This is a genomic window from Pseudohongiella sp. (assembly GCF_040877505.1).
Lineage (GTDB): Bacteria > Pseudomonadota > Gammaproteobacteria > Pseudomonadales > Pseudohongiellaceae > Pseudohongiella.
In genome coordinates this window covers 173,885-190,952 of record NZ_JBBDNQ010000032.1, presented here as the reverse complement: position 1 = coordinate 190,952, position 17,068 = coordinate 173,885, and the positions used below count along the sequence as shown (strand labels likewise).

At 55.4% G+C, this 17,068-nt stretch carries 14 protein-coding genes; 9 read left to right on the top strand and 5 right to left on the bottom strand.

Features of this window, described 5'->3' with window-relative positions; all coding sequences use genetic code 11:
* Positions 1-75 precede the first annotated feature (75 nt).
* Positions 76-498 (top strand): DUF4399 domain-containing protein, encoded by a 423-nt coding sequence (locus WD071_RS12045; RefSeq protein ID WP_368048666.1) that lies wholly within the window; start codon positions 76-78, stop codon positions 496-498.
* A gap of 40 nt (positions 499-538) precedes the next feature.
* Here WD071_RS12045 and WD071_RS12040 read toward each other — a convergent pair whose 3' ends face one another.
* Together WD071_RS12040 and cysQ are read right to left on the bottom strand one after the other, a co-directional pair.
* Positions 539-3,400 (bottom strand): EAL domain-containing protein, encoded by a 2,862-nt coding sequence (locus WD071_RS12040; protein ID WP_368048630.1) that lies wholly within the window; start codon positions 3,398-3,400, stop codon positions 539-541.
* A 54-nt stretch (positions 3,401-3,454) separates the two neighbouring features.
* A complete protein-coding gene (cysQ, locus tag WD071_RS12035) occupies positions 3,455-4,306 on the bottom strand; it encodes a 3'(2'),5'-bisphosphate nucleotidase CysQ (RefSeq protein WP_368048629.1) in 852 nt (283 codons plus the stop codon).
* Between the two features lie 57 nt (positions 4,307-4,363).
* Here cysQ and yrfG point away from each other — a divergent pair, with 57 nt between their 5' ends.
* The 4 genes from yrfG (at position 4,364) to gshA (ending at position 8,786) form a co-directional block, all read left to right on the top strand.
* A complete protein-coding gene (yrfG, locus tag WD071_RS12030) occupies positions 4,364-5,056 on the top strand; it encodes a GMP/IMP nucleotidase (RefSeq protein WP_368048628.1) in 693 nt (230 codons plus the stop codon).
* Positions 5,046-5,456 (top strand): RNA-binding S4 domain-containing protein, encoded by a 411-nt coding sequence (locus WD071_RS12025; protein WP_368048627.1) that lies wholly within the window; start codon positions 5,046-5,048, stop codon positions 5,454-5,456. The genes yrfG and WD071_RS12025 overlap by 11 nt, the downstream gene beginning before the upstream one ends.
* A gap of 92 nt (positions 5,457-5,548) precedes the next feature.
* The gene (locus tag WD071_RS12020) at positions 5,549-7,123 is read left to right on the top strand and encodes a phosphoenolpyruvate carboxykinase (protein WP_368048626.1); all 1,575 of its coding nucleotides are present in this window, start codon (positions 5,549-5,551) and stop codon (positions 7,121-7,123) included.
* Between the two features lie 91 nt (positions 7,124-7,214).
* Complete coding sequence (gshA, locus tag WD071_RS12015) at positions 7,215-8,786, top strand: glutamate--cysteine ligase (protein WP_368048625.1); 1,572 nt, start codon at positions 7,215-7,217, stop codon at positions 8,784-8,786.
* A 7-nt stretch (positions 8,787-8,793) separates the two neighbouring features.
* Here gshA and WD071_RS12010 read toward each other — a convergent pair whose 3' ends face one another.
* Both WD071_RS12010 and WD071_RS12005 read right to left on the bottom strand, forming a co-directional pair.
* Positions 8,794-9,303 (bottom strand): disulfide bond formation protein B, encoded by a 510-nt coding sequence (locus WD071_RS12010; RefSeq protein WP_368048624.1) that lies wholly within the window; start codon positions 9,301-9,303, stop codon positions 8,794-8,796.
* Positions 9,300-10,739 (bottom strand): mechanosensitive ion channel family protein, encoded by a 1,440-nt coding sequence (locus tag WD071_RS12005; protein ID WP_368048623.1) that lies wholly within the window; start codon positions 10,737-10,739, stop codon positions 9,300-9,302. The genes WD071_RS12010 and WD071_RS12005 overlap by 4 nt, the downstream gene beginning before the upstream one ends.
* 191 nt (positions 10,740-10,930) lie before the next feature.
* On the opposite strand from WD071_RS12005, the gene fliL reads away from it, so the two are divergent.
* Positions 10,931-11,410, top strand: a complete 480-nt coding sequence (fliL, locus tag WD071_RS12000; RefSeq protein ID WP_368048622.1) for a flagellar basal body-associated protein FliL — start codon at positions 10,931-10,933, stop codon at positions 11,408-11,410.
* A gap of 6 nt (positions 11,411-11,416) precedes the next feature.
* Here the strand turns inward: fliL and WD071_RS11995 are convergent, their stop codons facing one another.
* Complete coding sequence (locus WD071_RS11995) at positions 11,417-13,552, bottom strand: FAD-dependent oxidoreductase (RefSeq protein ID WP_368048621.1); 2,136 nt, start codon at positions 13,550-13,552, stop codon at positions 11,417-11,419.
* A gap of 152 nt (positions 13,553-13,704) precedes the next feature.
* Between WD071_RS11995 and hemB the strand changes: the two genes are divergently transcribed.
* The 3 genes from hemB to rho all read left to right on the top strand — a co-directional run bounded on the left by hemB (position 13,705) and on the right by rho (position 16,799).
* Positions 13,705-14,730: a porphobilinogen synthase gene (hemB, locus tag WD071_RS11990; RefSeq protein ID WP_368048620.1), complete on the top strand. Its 1,026-nt coding sequence runs from the start codon at positions 13,705-13,707 to the stop codon at positions 14,728-14,730.
* Positions 14,731-14,849: 119 nt separating this feature from the next.
* Positions 14,850-15,176 carry a thioredoxin TrxA gene (gene trxA / locus WD071_RS11985; RefSeq protein WP_368048619.1) on the top strand — a complete coding sequence of 109 codons (327 nt, stop codon included), beginning with the start codon at positions 14,850-14,852 and terminating at the stop codon, positions 15,174-15,176.
* A 363-nt stretch (positions 15,177-15,539) separates the two neighbouring features.
* On the top strand, positions 15,540-16,799 hold the full coding sequence (rho, locus tag WD071_RS11980; RefSeq protein WP_368048618.1) for a transcription termination factor Rho: 1,260 nt from the start codon (positions 15,540-15,542) through the stop codon (positions 16,797-16,799).
* The last annotated feature ends 269 nt before the right edge of the window (positions 16,800-17,068 follow it).

Below are 17,068 nucleotides of genomic sequence, written 5' to 3'. Positions count from 1 at the left end.
ATATTAGCTTTGCTAATATCCTCCGTCCCCATTACCATACTTCAAACGGTTACTCAGGAGATAATGATGAGACAGATGAAAAAGAAACTGGCAGTAGTAACAGCTTTTGTTGCGGCACTGGGCCTCACCGCCACCCTCACCGCCCAGCAATCCACCGCACCACAAGGTGCACAGGTCTACATTGTGTCGCCACAACATGGAGACACCGTCGGCACTGATTTCACGGTAGTTTTTGGCCTGGCGAACATGGGCGTTGCCCCCGCCGGCATAGAAATGCCCAATACCGGGCATCATCACCTGCTGATCAACAAGGACGAACTGCCGGACCTGGGCCAGCCACTGGGCGCTGATGTCATGCATTTTGGCCTTGGCCAGACACAGGCAGCTGTCACGCTGGAGCCCGGTGAGCACACCCTGCAACTGGTGCTGGGCGATCACATGCATGTGCCGCACAATCCGCCGGTCATGTCGGAGAAAATCACCATTACGGTGGAATAGGCCATTATGGCCGCCAGGCAAAGAATGCACCTGGCAGCAGTCAGACCGGCCTGTCCGCGCTGACTGCCCACTGGGCTTCAAACTGCATTATCGGTACCGGTCGACCGAACAGGTACCCCTGATACAGGGTACAGCCGTGGCCCAGCAGAAAACTGCGCTGGTCCACGGTTTCCACACCTTCCGCCAACACCTCCATGTCCAGCGTATACGCCATGTCGATGATGGTACGGACAATGGCTGCATCCTTGGCATTGATGCCAATATTGCGTACAAAGGACTGATCTATCTTCAGCATGTCCAGAGGGAGCTGGCTGAGATAAGTCAGCGACGAATACCCGGTACCAAAATCATCAATGGCAAAATGCACGCCGACATCGCTGAGCTTCTGCATATTCAGCCGGGCAAGCTCCAGATTGTCCATCAGCGTTGACTCTGTAAACTCCAGCATCAGCAAACGAGGATCAATACCCAACTCCTGCATGCGAGCCTTTAGCGCCGCGGCGAAGCCTTCCTCATAAAACTGCTCGGGTACCAGGTTGATGCTCAGTTTCAGATTTTCACAATGGGCTACCTGTTGCCAGGCCTTGAGCTGCTTCAGACCCATTTCAAGCACCTCGTGCCCCAGCGCCAGGATCAGTCCGTTCTGTTCCGCCAGCGGGATAAACTCGCCTGGCGACACAACACCGCGGACCGGATGATTCCAGCGTACCAGCGCCTCAGCGCCGACCAGGACTCCGTCAACGTCAAGCTGCGGCTGATAGTACAATTCAAACTGATGGCCCTTAATCGCTTCGCGCAGCTCGCTCAATAACACTGCCCGGTCACTGACTTCTGCCTGCCAGGCCGGATCAAAAAAGCGGATGGCATTGCCACCGGCTGCCTTGGCCTGAAACATGGCAATATCTGCCTGTTTGATCAGTTCCACAGTATCAGCCGCCCCCTCACCAAATAACGTTACCCCAATACTGCAGCTGGAATAGTAGTCCGCATCGTGTATTCGATAAGTGGCCTCAAGATCGGTCAGGATGGATTGCGCCATTCGCTGCACCATGGTGGCTGCGCGCCCGCTATTCTCACCCAATAGCGGCAGCACCACGATGAACTCATCACCGCCGTATCGCGCCACTATATCTGCCGTTCGCACCAGAGCCTGCAATCGCTCGGCGACGCTGACCAGCAACTCATCACCGGCATGATGGCCCAGCGTGTCATTGATGGTCTTGAATTGGTCAAGATCGATCATCAACAACGCGCCGAATCGCTTCAATGCAACACTGCCGATCACCTCCTGCGCCAGCACCTGAATCAGCCGGCGCCGGTTTATCAGACCGGTGAGCGGATCAAAACTGGACAGCCTGCTGATTTCTTCTTCCGCTTTTTTGATAGCGCTGGTATCGATGTAGTCAGCGACATAGTTGGTCACCTCACCAGCAAGATTGCGCACTGCGGTGATGGTGACAGACTGAGGGTACACCTCACCGTTCCTGCGCCGGTTCCAGATCTCACCGTGCCAGCTGCCAGTGGTTTCGATGTCATGCCACATAGTCCGGTAAAATTCGCGATCATGTCGGCCCGACTGCAAAAAGTGGGGTGTTTTGCCCTTGACTTCCTCCTGGCTGTAGCCCGTGCTTCGCTCAAAAGCCGAATTTACCCGCTGGATGCTTAACGTCGCATCGGTGACCATAATTCCTTCCTGGGACAAAAATGCGGCAGAGGCGATACGCAACTCGGCATCCATTTTACGTTGCTCAGTAACGTCACGAACCAATAGCAGATACTGTGAAGCATCTGACTTGATACTGGCACCAGCAATCTCATACCAGTGCAGGCCGTCTTCCCGATCCAGCCAGTAACTGCGTCCGGAAGTTCTGCCGCGCTCATCAATATCAGCACAGGCCTGCTGGCAAACAAAATAAGCATGTTCCGGAATGAACTCCTGCATCCTTCTGCCTACAAACACGCTGGGCGGCGCTAACAACTCGGTCTCAGCAGCACCTGAGTGAAAATCATAAATAGTGCCATCCGACCCTATTTCAAAAACCAGATCAGGTATCGAGTCCAGTGTGCCTCGCAAACGCGAATTTACTCTCGCCAGACTTTGGTACGGAGTCACGATTCCGCTGACCACCAGCGCCCGATACAGATAGATATACGCCAGCACCTTGTAGAGATGACCGCTGACGTTGTAGACGTCGAACAGCGTCATATAGTACGTGAACAGCAGTTCACTCAGCGCCATAATGGCGGCAGCTACGGCAAGGTAAAGGGTGTCCACGCGCTGCGAGCCAACACTACGCCGCCACAACTGGAATGCCGCAGCTCCATAAAGCAGGACCAGAACGTATTCAAAACTAACCTTGAAAGTGGTGAGCCCGGTGTCCTCATTAAAATTATCCGGCACCCATTGCGGAAAAAACAGAAATAATGTGTGCAGCGCGATCAACGCCAACCCGACGGCGGCAAGTAAACTGAGCCGGAATTCGGTCGGTGCCCGGGAGGTCGGCAACAGTGCGGCAGCAATCAGGGCAACCGCTGCGAAACTTCGCGCCGCCAGCCAGAAGTCTATGGTCTTGTCCGGTCCGCTGGGCGTGACAAAGTCCGGCATACCCTGATACGACAGCACGTGGCTGAAGTCCAGCACAGCGACACCAAGAAACAGGCAGGAGACAAAAACCGTGCGGAAATCTGCCTGGCCCTGGTGGGTATGCCAGCCCACGGTAAACACCATGGCTGCCACCACAATGGCAATGGTTTCCAGCAGCGTATGCAGCGGCAGATAGTCGCTGAGACTGCCAAAGCCCGGCAACGGCAGAAAACCCGGCACCAGCAGCACAACACAAAGTACCAGCAGCACCATACGTGACGACTGACTGGCCTTTTTGTATTCAACAGGTTTCAGCATGAAATTGATATCCAGTGGCCCGTGAAATCACGACCAGAATATTGGCGCTTGATATCACCCCAGAATATCTGCCCAAATCTCGCGGCAACAACCAAAAGCGATAAATGATGGATTCAGGATACTCTCTTTCCTGTTATACACCATAGAGTCAAACGCCAGGTCGACAATATCCCCGCCTGCGGCCAGCAATACCGCATGAGCGGCGGCAATATCCCATTCCGAGGTCGGTGCAAAGCGCGGATACAGATCAGCTTTGCCTTCTGCCAATAAACAGATCTTCAGCGAGCTGCCCATATTGACCAGTTCAACGCTGCCCGCTTGCCGTTGCAGCATGGCCAGCACCCGGGCCAACTGTTCGCCACCATGGCGCCGGCTCGCCACCACGTTTAATGTCACATCTGCCCAGGCATCATACGCGGGCAATTGCCGTACCGATATCGGTTCGGATTGTCGCCAGGCGCCCGCATCACCGCCTTGCGTCAGGGCACTGTAGGTCACACCGGTAACCGGCACGTGCACCACCCCCAGCACTGGTCGCCCCTGCTCGATCAGCGCAATGTTTACGGTAAACTCCCCATTGCGGCTGACAAATTCCCTGGTGCCATCCAGTGGGTCAATCAACCAATACCGGGCCCACTGCTGCCGCACTGCAAATGGCTGCAGTGCAGACTCTTCCGACAACACGGGAATACCGGGAACCAGGGCCAGCAGTGAGCGTTCGATGTGCTGGTGTGCCCGCGTGTCAGCCTCGGTCAGAGGTGAGTCATCGGCTTTGCTGGCGACCTCAAACCCCGTGCTGCGCCGGTACACAGTCATAATTTCTGCGCCGGCCTGCTCCGCAACATGAATGACGCTGTGCAGTAGATCCTTGTCCAGTCGCATACCTGGCTGCATAATACACCCCATGAAAAAACCTTACTGGATTCTACACCAAGGCATGGGCGTCATGTTGAGTCGGGCAAGATGCTGAACTGGGCCGACATCGATACCGTCATGTTTGACATGGACGGCACCCTGCTGGACCTGCACTTCGACAATTATTTCTGGGAAACGCTGGTGCCTGCCACCTATGGTCAGCGTGTCGGACTTGATGCGGAAGCCGCCTGGGAACAATTGCAGCACCAGTATCGCGCCATGCACGGTACGCTGGACTGGTACTGCATTGATTTCTGGTCGGAAAAACTGCAACTCGATATTCAGGCCATGAAGGACGATACTCGCGACAAAATCGCGTTGCGTCCCAACGTGACTGCGCTGCTGACCCGACTGCAGGAACACAGGAAAAACGTGTTGCTGGTCACCAACGCTCACCCCGGCAGCCTGAACCTGAAAATGCAACACACTGGCCTGCAAATTCACTTTCAGCGCACGATAAGCTCGCACGAACTGGGCCTGGCCAAAGAAAACCAGGGCTTCTGGACCGCGCTGCGCCAGCTGGAGCATTATGATCCTGAGCGCACGGTGCTGTTTGACGACAATTTTAATGTCCTGCGACGTGCGCAGTCCGAAGGTATCCGACACCTGTTCGGCATAGAGCTGCCCGATAGCCAGCGCCCGCCCGTGCAACATGATGAATTTATCTGCCTGCAGGACTTCGCGCAGATCATGCCACCGCCTCTGACAACGACCCGCGGTACACACAACCATGGTCACTGATAATCAGACCAGTGCAGCGCCGGCCAGGGTCCGCCTGGACAAATGGTTATGGGCTGCCCGCCTGTTTAAAACGCGCGCGCTGGCGAAAGCCGCCATCGAAGGCGGCAAGGTGCAAATTGACGGGACCAAAGCCAAGGCCAGCAAGGAAATCACCCTGGGTATCGAAATGACTGTTCGCCAGGGCTGGGATGAAAAAACACTGACCGTCACCGGATTGTCAGAGCAGCGTCGCGGTGCGTCTGAAGCGCAGCATCTTTACAGCGAAACGGAAGCCAGCATCAAGCAAAGACTGGCGCTGGCGGAACAGCGCAAGCTGCAGGCCGCGGGCCAATATGCCCATGACAAGCCGAACAAAAAAGATCGTCGGCTACGGCAGGCGATGAAAGGCCGGTTTGAATAGACACAGCACGGACGTCAGGCCAGGTTATCTGGTATTCAGCCCCTGCATTATTTGACATAATGCCCGCACAAACAGACAAGGTGACGACAGGCATGAGAAAAATAATTCAGGAAACTCGCCAGGATAACAACCGCACCATCTATCAGAATCTGACTCCCAGCCAACTTGTAGAGATCGCTCTGCAGCGCCACGAAGGCAAGCTTGCCGACAACGGTGCACTGGTCGTGGAAACCGGTCACCGAACCGGGCGCAGCCCCAAAGACAGGTTTATCGTGCAGGAGCCCGACACCACTGACATGATAGATTGGGGGGCGGTCAATCAGCCTCTGGCGCCGGAAAAGTTTGATGCTCTCTGGCAGCGTGTTTCCGAATATCTGGCCGACAAGGACCTGTTCACCGCAGACCTCCATGTTGGCGCCGACCCCGCGCACTACCTGCCCGTCAAGGTCACTGCCCAGTACGCCTGGCACTGCCTGTTTGGCAGCACGCTGTTCATCAAGGCGGCTAACGACTATAACCCCGGCAACAAAGACGTCTGGCAGATCCTCAGCGCACCCGAATTTGTCTGTGAACCGGACCGCGACGGCACGCATTCCGACGGGGCGGTTATAATCAATTTCGCCCAGCGTAAAGTGCTGCTGGCGGGCATGCGTTACGCCGGCGAGATGAAAAAATCCATGTTCTCAGTGCAGAACTTCCTGTTGCCGGCCCAGGATGTATTGTCCATGCACTGCTCCGCCAATGTCGGCGAAGCCGGTGATGTATGCCTGTTCTTTGGCCTGTCCGGTACGGGCAAAACCACCTTGTCAGCCGATGAAGAGCGCTACCTGATCGGTGATGACGAACATGGCTGGGGCAAGGGCACGGTTTTTAATCTGGAAGGCGGCTGTTACGCCAAGTGCATTGATTTGAGCCAGAAAAACGAACCGGTCATATGGGACGCGATCAAGTTCGGCTCGGTTATCGAAAATGTCACCATCGATGAGAAATCCCGCGTTGCCGATTACAGTGATACCACGTTGACCGAAAACAGTCGCGCCTGCTACCCGCTGACACATATCAAAAACCGGGTTGACGCCAATCGTGCCGGCGAACCCAAAGCCATCGTCTTCCTGACCTGCGATCTGACGGGTGTGTTGCCACCGGTGTCCATCCTGTCACCGGAAGCGGCCGCCTATCACTTCCTCAGTGGTTATACCGCACTGGTCGGCTCCACCGAGGTAGGCGCCGGCGACGGCATCAAGTCCACTTTCTCCACCTGTTTTGGCGCGCCGTTCTTCCCGCGCCCGGCTGGCGTTTATGCCGACCTGCTGATCAAACGCATTGCCGAATTCGACAGCCAGGTCTACCTGGTCAACACCGGTTGGACCGGTGGCCCGCACGGAACCGGCAAGCGCTTCAGCATCCCGGTTACCCGTGCCGTGCTGCATGCCATTCAGAGCGGCGCGCTGCGTAATGCCGACACCGAACATCTGGCAGGCATCAATCTGACTATTCCGACACAGGTAGCAGGCGTAGACACCGGCTTGCTGAACCCGCGCAATACCTGGGCGGACCCGGCAAAATATGACGCCAAAGCGGCGGACCTGATCAGTCAATTCAATAACAACTTCAAGCGTTTTGTAGTGTCGGATGACATTATCGCTGCCGGCCCGCAAGCCTTGTAAAACGACAGCGGTGCCCCCAGAAATCGGAGACAGCAACACTGCTGTCTCCGTAACCGCCTTCGCAGGCAGCAGTTCACCAGAGGCTGACATTTTGTCCAGATCATTCAAAGCATCACTTGAGCGGTTCCAGTTGCCGGAATTCAAACCGGCCTGGGCAAAAATTCAACGAGGCATTGAAAAAGAAAGCCTGCGCGTCACGCCCGAAGGCCGGCTTGCGCAAACGCCACACCCGATCGCCATGGGTTCGGCACTGACACATCCCTACATCACGACAGATTACTCTGAATCACTGGTAGAGCTGATCACGCCAGTATCAAATTCCATTGACGAAACCCTGGACTTCCTGGCAGATCTGCACAAATTTGTGTATCACAACCTGCCCGAAGGTGAGCGCCTGTGGGTGTCGAGCATGCCCTGCCTGCTGGAAAGCGAAGCGCAGATTCCGCTGGCACAATACGGCAGCTCCAATATGGGCCGGCTTAAAACGCTGTACCGTGAAGGCCTGGGGCACCGTTACGGCCGCCTGATGCAGACCATCGCCGGCATACACTACAATTTTTCCATGCCGGACGCGTTCTGGGAGGATTATCGTTCGGTATCCGGCTCCACTGAGTCCAGGCAGGCCTTCCAGACCCGAAAATACCTGCATTTGATCCGGAATTTCCATCGCTATTCGTGGTTGCTGGTGTATCTGTTTGGTGCCTCACCGGCCGTGTGTCGCTGTTTCACCGATGACCGCAACCATGATCTGCAGGCCCTGGATGCCGCAACACTCTACAAACCCGATGCAACCTGTCTGCGCATGGGCGACCTGGGATACAAGAGTGATGCCCAGCGCTCAATCTATGTCTGTTACAACGACCTGAATAACTACATCGATAGCCTGTATTCAGCGCTGTCGACAGCCTACCCGCCGTATGAGCGCATCGGACTCAAACGTGACGACCATCATCTGCAGATCAACACCAATCTGCTGCAACTGGAGAATGAATTCTACGCCACCATAAGGCCCAAACGTGTCGGTGATGGCAAACGTCCGCTGCAGTTACTGAAAGAGAGCGGTATCCAGTACATTGAAGTGCGGGCGCTGGATCTGAACCCTTTTCTGCCTCTGGGCATTGATGCAGAGCAAATTCGTTTCCTGGATGCCTTCCTGGTTTACTGTCTGCTGGCTGACAGCCCCGAATGCGTAGAAGCTGAAAACCAGGAAATTGAAAAGAACCTGGCGCTGACGGTCAACCGGGGACGCGAACACGGGCTTGAGTTGCGCCGCAACGGCGAACCGGTCACATTGAAACAATGGGCTGACGAATTGCTGCAGGATATTGGTTTCAGTGCCGGCCTGCTCGACCATGCGCACCAGACGGAGGCTTATTCACAAGCGCTGGCAGCGCAACAAATCAAAGTGGACGACCCGTCACAAACGCCGTCGGCAAAAGTCCTGCAGGCCCTGCGCGACAACAGTCAGCCCTTCTGCAAGTTCGGCATGCAGCACTCGGAGACAGTACAGCGCTCCTTCATGGAAAGTACCCTGCTGCCATCACGGCTTGACCACTTCACCGCCGCCAGCGCGCACTCACTGGCTGCACAGGCCCATGTGGAAGCCAACGACGAACTCGATTTCGAAAGCTTCCTGCGCCAATGGAACGACTACAGGCTGTGATTCAGATCTAGCGCCGGAAAGCCTGAAACAGACTCAGGCTGAACAGCGCGACAAATCCCATCAACGCCAGTTCGGGAATGGAGAAGATACCCAGAAAGCGCCAGCTCACCTCGGCACAATTGCCATCTCCCACCAGCAAAAAGCTCAGGGTATCCATTAGCGGAAAGTTATCCAGCATATAGCTGAAACCCGGACCACAGGCCGGCACCTGATCTTCCGGCAGGTAGGTCAGCCAGATCTGACGAATGGCAAAGTAGGCACCCGCCACACACATCGCTGCGGCCAGCATCCCGTAATTACGTCGGCCGGAATCGCCCGGGTTATGGATAGCGGCCGCCAGGCAGACCAGACCCGCCGCCACTACAAACACGCGCTGGGTGATGCACAGCCCACAGGGCTGCAGCAGCATCACATGCTCCATGTACAGCGCGGCACCAATAATCAGGGCAGTTGCCACAAAAATCAGCAGATTCAGTAATCGTGAGTTCGGCATCAACGCCAGTAGTCGGGCAATCATGTGGTTTTATCCTGTTTGGTTGTTGATTCTTTTATATCCGGCTCAGTCTCGCTGCCTGGCTCTTGTTCTGGCTCTGGCTCTTGCTCTGTGCCCGGTTCGCCTTCAGGTGTGTCTTTCAGGCTGCGACCATCGTCATCGTCCGTATTCTCGGACAGTGAACCACCAAAGGCAATCGCGCGCATGTCAACGCCGCTGGGTTGCTGGAATACCTGCAAACCGAATTCCGGCAAAATCGCCAGCAAATGATCAAAAATATCAGACTGGATACCTTCATAGTCCACCCACTCGACGGTGTTGGTGAAACAATAGATCTCTATAGGCAAACCTTCCGGCCCCGGCCCCAGGTGACGCACAATCATGGTCAGGTCCTGCCGCACCCGATCACTGGCGCGCAGATAGTTGACCATATAGGCCCTGAAGGTGCCCAGGTTAGTCATCCTGCGGGTATTGACCGGTTCCTTGCCGCGCTCCTCCAGTTTCGTATTCCATGCATCCAGCTCCTCGCGCTTCTCCTTGAGGTAGTCCTGTAACAGGGAAAAACGGCCCAGTCGTTCAATCTCTTCCGTGCTCATAAAATGCACGCTGTTCTGGTCTATGTATACTGCGCGCTTGATTCGGCGCCCACCGACATCTTTCATGCCGCGCCAGTTCTTGAAAGAACCGCTGATAAATCGCCGGGTGGGAATGGTGGTGATGGTTTTGTCCCAGTTCTGCACCTTGACGATATGCAAAGCGATATCAATGACATCACCGTCTGCATTGAGCTCGGGCATTTCGATCCAGTCACCCACCCGAACCATATCGTTGGTGGTTATCTGCACGCTGGCGACAAGTGACAACAGCGTGTCCTGGAAGACCAACAGCAGCACGGCGGCCAGTGCACCGACACCAGATAACAGGATAACAGGCGAGCGATCCAGCAGAGTTGCAATCATCAGCAGGACAGCAATGGCATACAAAACAATCTTGATGACTTGCAGGTAGCCCTTGATCGGTCTGTCCTTGGCGTCAGGGCGGCGCTGGTACTGATCGTTGATCAGATCCATGATCGAACCCAGCGCCAGCGCTATGGTCAGCACAATAAAGGCGTTGACAACATTGATCACGACCGCCACCACCGCTTCAGGCATATCGGGGATCAGGCGCACACCAAAGGTAATTACCAGCGCCGGAATAACGTTTGCCAGCCGGCGGATAAACCCGAACCGATAATAGACGCGTTTGTCGCGTTTCAGCCGCTTGCCGTTCTCATCTGTTTGCGGTGGTCCCTCCAACAGGGAGAATACGCCACGCACCAGCACACGTTTGGTGACCAGATTGCACAGCCAGGCAGCGGCCAGCAAAATGAGCACAGCAATGGCGATCGACACCCATTCGTAAGTTTCAAGCCAGGAAATGATCTGATCCGGCATTTGGTGCGTTATAAACTCAGGCATGCAACTCGATTCTCGCGCGTGGTATCCTGCATCAGGACATGGGTATCTGCAGAGCAGCGAGGAAGGCCCCCCGGCAGATGGCCGCCCATGCTACCAAAGATGGCTTTAGTGGCGCCATCATCAGCCGATAATGATTTAAAGGATCTGTAACTCAGACTCCCCGACTGCAGTAATCTGGACTGGATAACACATTGACTCGTATATTCAACGCTAAAAACAAGCTCTGGTTCGCCGCAACCGGCCTGGCAACTGCACTGTGCTTGACACCGGTGGGATTGACACCGCCGGTCTGGGCTGCCGCCGCACCCGCTCCGGAAGATGGCGAAGCGGGCAGTGGCATGGCTAATCTTATCTATTACAACCTGGGCCCCAGCTTCATCACCAACTATGATGGCGCCGGTCGTCTGAAGTACCTGAAGACCGATGTCTCCGTGCGCATCCAGCCCGGCTCCGCGCCGGTGCTGGAGCGCCATCTGCCCTACATCCGCAATCGCCTGGTCACGCTGCTTTCAAAGCAGCTGGAAGAGGATCTGACATCGATACGGGGCAAGGAACAATTGAGAGCCGACGCGATCAGCGAAATAAAGCAGTCACTTGACCTGCTCGAAGGTCCGGGCGCCTCGAGCCAGATCATCAACCTCTACTTCACATCCTTTGTGATCCAGCGCTGAGCCCCGTCACAACCTGGATTTGAAAAAGCGCTCGGCCCAGGGCAACAGCTTCGCCGGCACCCGTGCACTGCGCCAGGCATTGGCGGTAAATCGATTGGCCTCCAGCAGGGTCGGATAGATGTGCGTGGTGCCAGCAATCTTTTTCAGACCCATGTTGTGGGTCATGGCAAATACAAAGCTGCCTATCAGCTCACCGGCGTGCGGCCCCACAATACTTGCGCCCAGAATCCGATCCGAGCCCGGCGCGGTCAGCACTTTGACAAAACCATGGGCGTTGCCATCAGCCAGCGCCCGGTCCAGATGGTCCAGATCGTAACGTGTCAGCTCATAGTCAATATCCTGTTCGCGCGCCTCTTTTTCATTTAAGCCGACCCGGGCCACTTCCGGATCAGTGAAGGTCGCATGCGGCACCACCCGGTAGTTCGCACGGAATGTTTTTATCATGCCTGCCAGGGCATTAAGCGTGGCATACCAGGCCTGGAACGAAGCCATGTGAGTAAACTGGTAAGGACCGGCGACATCACCGCAGGCCAGTATGCTGGGGTAAGCCGTACGCATGGCGCTGTCGACCTGAATGGCACCGCTCCCGGTCAGCGGCACCTTCAGCTCTTCCAGACCAAAGCCTTCAACATTGGGTTTGCGGCCCAGCGCCACCAGCACTTTGTCAAAGTGGATTTCTTTCAACGTGCCGTCAGGCGCCGTCGCCGTCAAACAGTCCCCGGTGTCATCAGAGCGGAACATTTTCATTTCGTGCTGCAGCAACAGCTCAATACCCCGGTCCCGGAATGCCTGCTCGACGATGGACGACGCATCTTCATCCTCACGCCCCATCAGGTGGTCCGCTCTATCCAGCAGCGTTACGTCGGATCCCAGCCGCGAAAAGGCCTGTGCCAGCTCACAACCAATGGGGCCGCCACCCAGCACCAGCAAACGCTTGGGCAACTCACGCAATTCCCAGACATTGTCTGAGTGCAGGTAGTCGATATCAGCGAGCCCGGCGACCTCAGGAATGAACGGACGTGCGCCCGTCGCCACGATAATCGCTCGTGTGTTGATGGTACGACCGTTAACTTCAACTGACCAGGGCGAACGAATGAACGCCTCACCCTGCACACAGTCAACGCCCAGCGATGTAAAACGTTCCACCGAGTCGTGCGGCTCAATGGTTTTGATGACGCCATGCACACGTTCCATCACGGCCGCAAAATCAACCTGACCACTGGCGCCTTTGATGCCGAACGACTCGGCCTGGCGAATGGTTTCCGCAACCTTGGCACTGGCAATCAGTGACTTGCTGGGGACACAGCCGGTATTCAGGCAGTCGCCACCCATCTTGTGTTTTTCAATCAGCGTGACACTCGCTTTGGCTCCCGCAGCTACAATAGACGCCACCAGACCGCCCGAACCGGCACCAATCACCACCAGATTGGTATCGTATTTGGCAGGTTTTTTGTAGGCTCTGGCCAGGCGGTTGCGCCGGATCAACGCAACCACGGCTTTGCCCACCCAGGGCAGCATTGCCAGCAGCGCAAACGACAGTATCAGTGAACCACTGAGCAACCCGCCCAGCGAGCTCAACTGCCCCAGCTCGACACCCGCGTTGACGTAAACCGCGGTGCCCAGCAGCATGCCAACCTGGCTGACCCAATAGAAAGTGACGGTTTTAATGGGCGTCAGGCCCATGACCAGGTTGATCAGGAAGAACGGAAACAGTGGCACCAGGCGCAGGCTGAACAGATAAAACGCACCATCACGCTCCACGCCTTTGTTGATTGTCTTCAGGGATTTGCCGAACCGGCCTTGCACCCAGTCATGCAACAGCAGGCGGGACGCCAGAAAGGCCAGCGTGGCACCGATGGTGCTGGCAAACGAGGCCAGCAGCACGCCCCAGCCCAGACCGAATATCGCACCACCCAGTAGCGTCATGATTGCCGCCCCCGGCAAAGACAGGGCCGTCACTACCACATAAGCCAGGAAATACAGACCGGTACTGAGGGCAAAGTTGGCCCGAGTAAAGTCGCGCAGGGTATCAAGCTGCGACTGCGCATAAGCCAGGTTCAGGTATTGCCCCACATCCAGCATGACATAAAGAACAACCGCAACAACTAGAATGGCAAGCACAAACAATCTGGCTTTATTCATAACGCTCCCGATATTTTGTAGGTAGCCACCTGCGCTCAGATCACGCAGCGTGGTGCTGATTTCTATCCCTAAGGACGCTGTGCTATAGTTTTTGTGACTAACAGGCCTTCAAACAAACAGGCCCTCAAACAAACAGACCATGAGAATATTTTGTGACCGATTCTACCTCACGAAGCAGCGACAAGCGCCAATTTCCTCTGACCCGTTTGCGCCGCATGCGCCGGGACGAGTTCAGCCGTCGTTTGATGCGTGAAACACGACTGACTAGCGATGACCTGATTTTTCCGATCTTCATTGTGGAAGGCAGCCAGCAGCGCCAGGAAATCCCGTCCATGCCGGACATTTTCCGGCTCAGCATTGATGAGCTGTTGAAAGAGGCCGCCGAGCTATGCCAATTGGGCATTCCCGCAATCGCGCTGTTCCCGTCGCCGAACCAGGACACCAAAACCCTGGATGGCCGCGAGGCCTGGAACCCGGACGGTCTTGTACAGCGCGCAGTCAAGGCGCTGAAGGCCGGATTCCCGGATCTGGGCATCATCACCGATGTTGCCCTGGACCCTTATACGACCCATGGCCAGGACGGGATCATCGATGAGGCCGGTTATGTGCTCAACGAAGAAACTGTCACTGCCCTGGTCAAACAGGCCTTGTCACATGCCGCAGCCGGCGCCGATATTGTGGCCCCGTCTGACATGATGGATGGCCGTATCGGTGCCATCCGGCACGCTCTGGAAGAGGACAGTTATATCTACACCCGCATTCTGGCGTACTCAGCCAAGTATGCCTCCAGTTATTACGGGCCGTTCCGCGACGCTGTTGGCTCCAGCGGCAACCTGGGCAAAGGCAACAAGCACACCTACCAGATGGACATTGCCAACAGCGATGAAGCCCTGCACGAGGTGGGCATGGATCTGGCCGAAGGTGCCGATATGGTGATGGTCAAACCGGGCATGCCGTACCTGGACATCGTACGCCGGGTCAAGGATGAGTTCGGTGCGCCAACCATGGTTTACCAGGTCAGCGGCGAATATGCCATGCACATGGCGGCAGCGCGCAATGGCTGGCTGGATGAGGATGCAGTGGCAATCGAGTCGTTGACCTGTATCAAGCGTGCCGGCGCCGATGCGATTCTGACTTATTTCGCGAAAAAGGCAGCGCGACTGTTGCAAAGCACTTGAAACCATATTTTTTGGCCTTATGATAGTGACTATCAACTCAGCCCGTCATTGAGCCACTCAAGCCTCTTCTTGCCTGATGCCTGACGCTTACCCTGACTCAACAATGAAGGAATGTCCTTATGAGCGACAAAATCGTTCACATTACCGACGCCAGTTTCGAACAAGATGTATTGAAAGCCGACGGCCCTGTCATGGTCGATTTCTGGGCCGAGTGGTGTGGTCCCTGCAAAATGATCGCACCGGTACTGGATGAGCTGTCGGATGAATATTCCGGTCGTCTGAAGATATGCAAGCTGAATATCGATTCCAATGCAGACACGGCGCCCCGTTATGGCGTGCGCGGCATCCCTACCTTGATAATTTTCAAGAACGGACAGATTGAGGCCACCAAAGTCGGCGCCCTGTCAAAGTCTCAGTTGGCGGCATTCATAGACAGCGTGATCTGATCGCCGACCTGTACCTTCACCCTGACCTTGTTCCGGCTTTTTGCTGACAGCGCCAGGGTGAAAAATAATACAAATTTTTGTAGACAGCGGCTTCTGAAGCATTTATATTCAGCCGCATCCCCGTTTCGACGGCGCGGATTCCAGTCTCTTACCCGAACGACACCAAGCCAGAATCCTTGAGCTGAATCCGACTTTACCAAGGCCGATTTTAACCAAAGCCCGATTTTTAATCCGGCTTTCCTAAAATCCGACTTTTAAACCCGACTGGCACCAGGCCCGTATTCATACCTTCGTTATATGTGCTTCGGCTGCGCTGCCCGTTACAGACCTTCTGTATCCCAAAAGAACTTAAAAACCTAGCCTATGAATCTTACCGACCTTAAAAAGCAACCCATTGCCCAGCTTCTGGAAACCGCCGTGGAAATGGGACTGGAAAACCTCTCCCGCACACGCAAACAAGACATCATCTTCGCCATACTGAAGAAACACGCCAAGAATGGCGAGGACATCAGTGGCGATGGCGTGCTCGAAATTCTGGCAGACGGCTTTGGCTTTCTGCGCTCGGCCGATTCATCGTACCTGGCAGGTCCCGACGACATTTACGTGTCTCCCAGCCAGATTCGGCGTTTCAATTTGCGCACGGGTGATACGATCGAAGGCAAGATACGGCCACCCAAAGACGGTGAACGTTATTTTGCCCTGCTGAAGATAGCCGAAGTCAATTTTGCCAAACCCGAAAACTCCAAACACAAAATCCTGTTCGAAAACCTGACTCCGCTGTTCCCCACCGAACGCCTGAAGCTGGAACTGGGCAACGGCAGCACCGAAGACCTCAGCGCCCGTATCATTGACCTGACCGCGCCTATCGGCAAAGGTCAACGCGGCCTGATCGTATCACCACCCAAAGCCGGTAAAACCCTCCTGCTGCAGAACATCGCGCAATCCATTACCCGCAACAACCCGGAATGTCGCCTCATTGTTCTGTTGATAGACGAGCGCCCGGAAGAAGTAACAGACATGCAGCGCTCAGTGCGCGGCGAAGTGGTTGCCAGTACTTTTGACGAACCACCTGCGCGTCACGTCCAGGTTGCAGAGATGGTCATCGAAAAAGCCAAGCGCCTGGTCGAACACAAAGAGGACGTGGTGATACTGCTCGATTCCATCACCCGCCTTGCGCGCGCTTACAACACCATCGTGCCCTCATCAGGCAAAGTATTGACCGGTGGTGTTGATGCACACGCACTGGAACGCCCCAAGCGTTTCTTTGGCGCCGCACGTAACCTGGAAGAAGGCGGCAGCCTGACCATTATCGCTACCGCCCTGGTTGAGACCGGCTCGAAAATGGACGAGGTGATCTACGAAGAATTCAAAGGCACCGGCAACATGGAAATCCATCTTGACCGCAAGATCGCTGAAAAGCGCATCTACCCCGCCATCAATGTGCGTCGTTCCGGCACGCGCCGTGAAGAACTGCTGACCAGCGAAGACGAGCTGCAGCGCATGTGGATCCTGCGCAAGATTCTGAGCACCATGGAAGATGTGCAGGCCGCCGAGTTCATCCTCGACAAGCTGAAGGACAGCAAGACCAACGACGAATTCTTCAACATGATGAAACGCAAATAATTTTAAGCTGTCTGCGTTGCATTAACTTCGTTAAAAAAGGCCGGTCGATGCTCATTTACTCATTTGTAAACTGCGCTCTCCCGGCCTTTTTTGCCTCGCTACTGCTGCCTCGACGACGCTTAAAAAGAATGGGGACGGAGGGATTACTTTTCTCTATAAAAAGAATGGGGACGGAGGGATTACTTTTCTCTATTGTCCTGGATTGTGCGGAGCTGTCTGCGCCAGGTGGTTAGAACACCGCAGCAAGGTATCTGATTTAAACAGGAAGA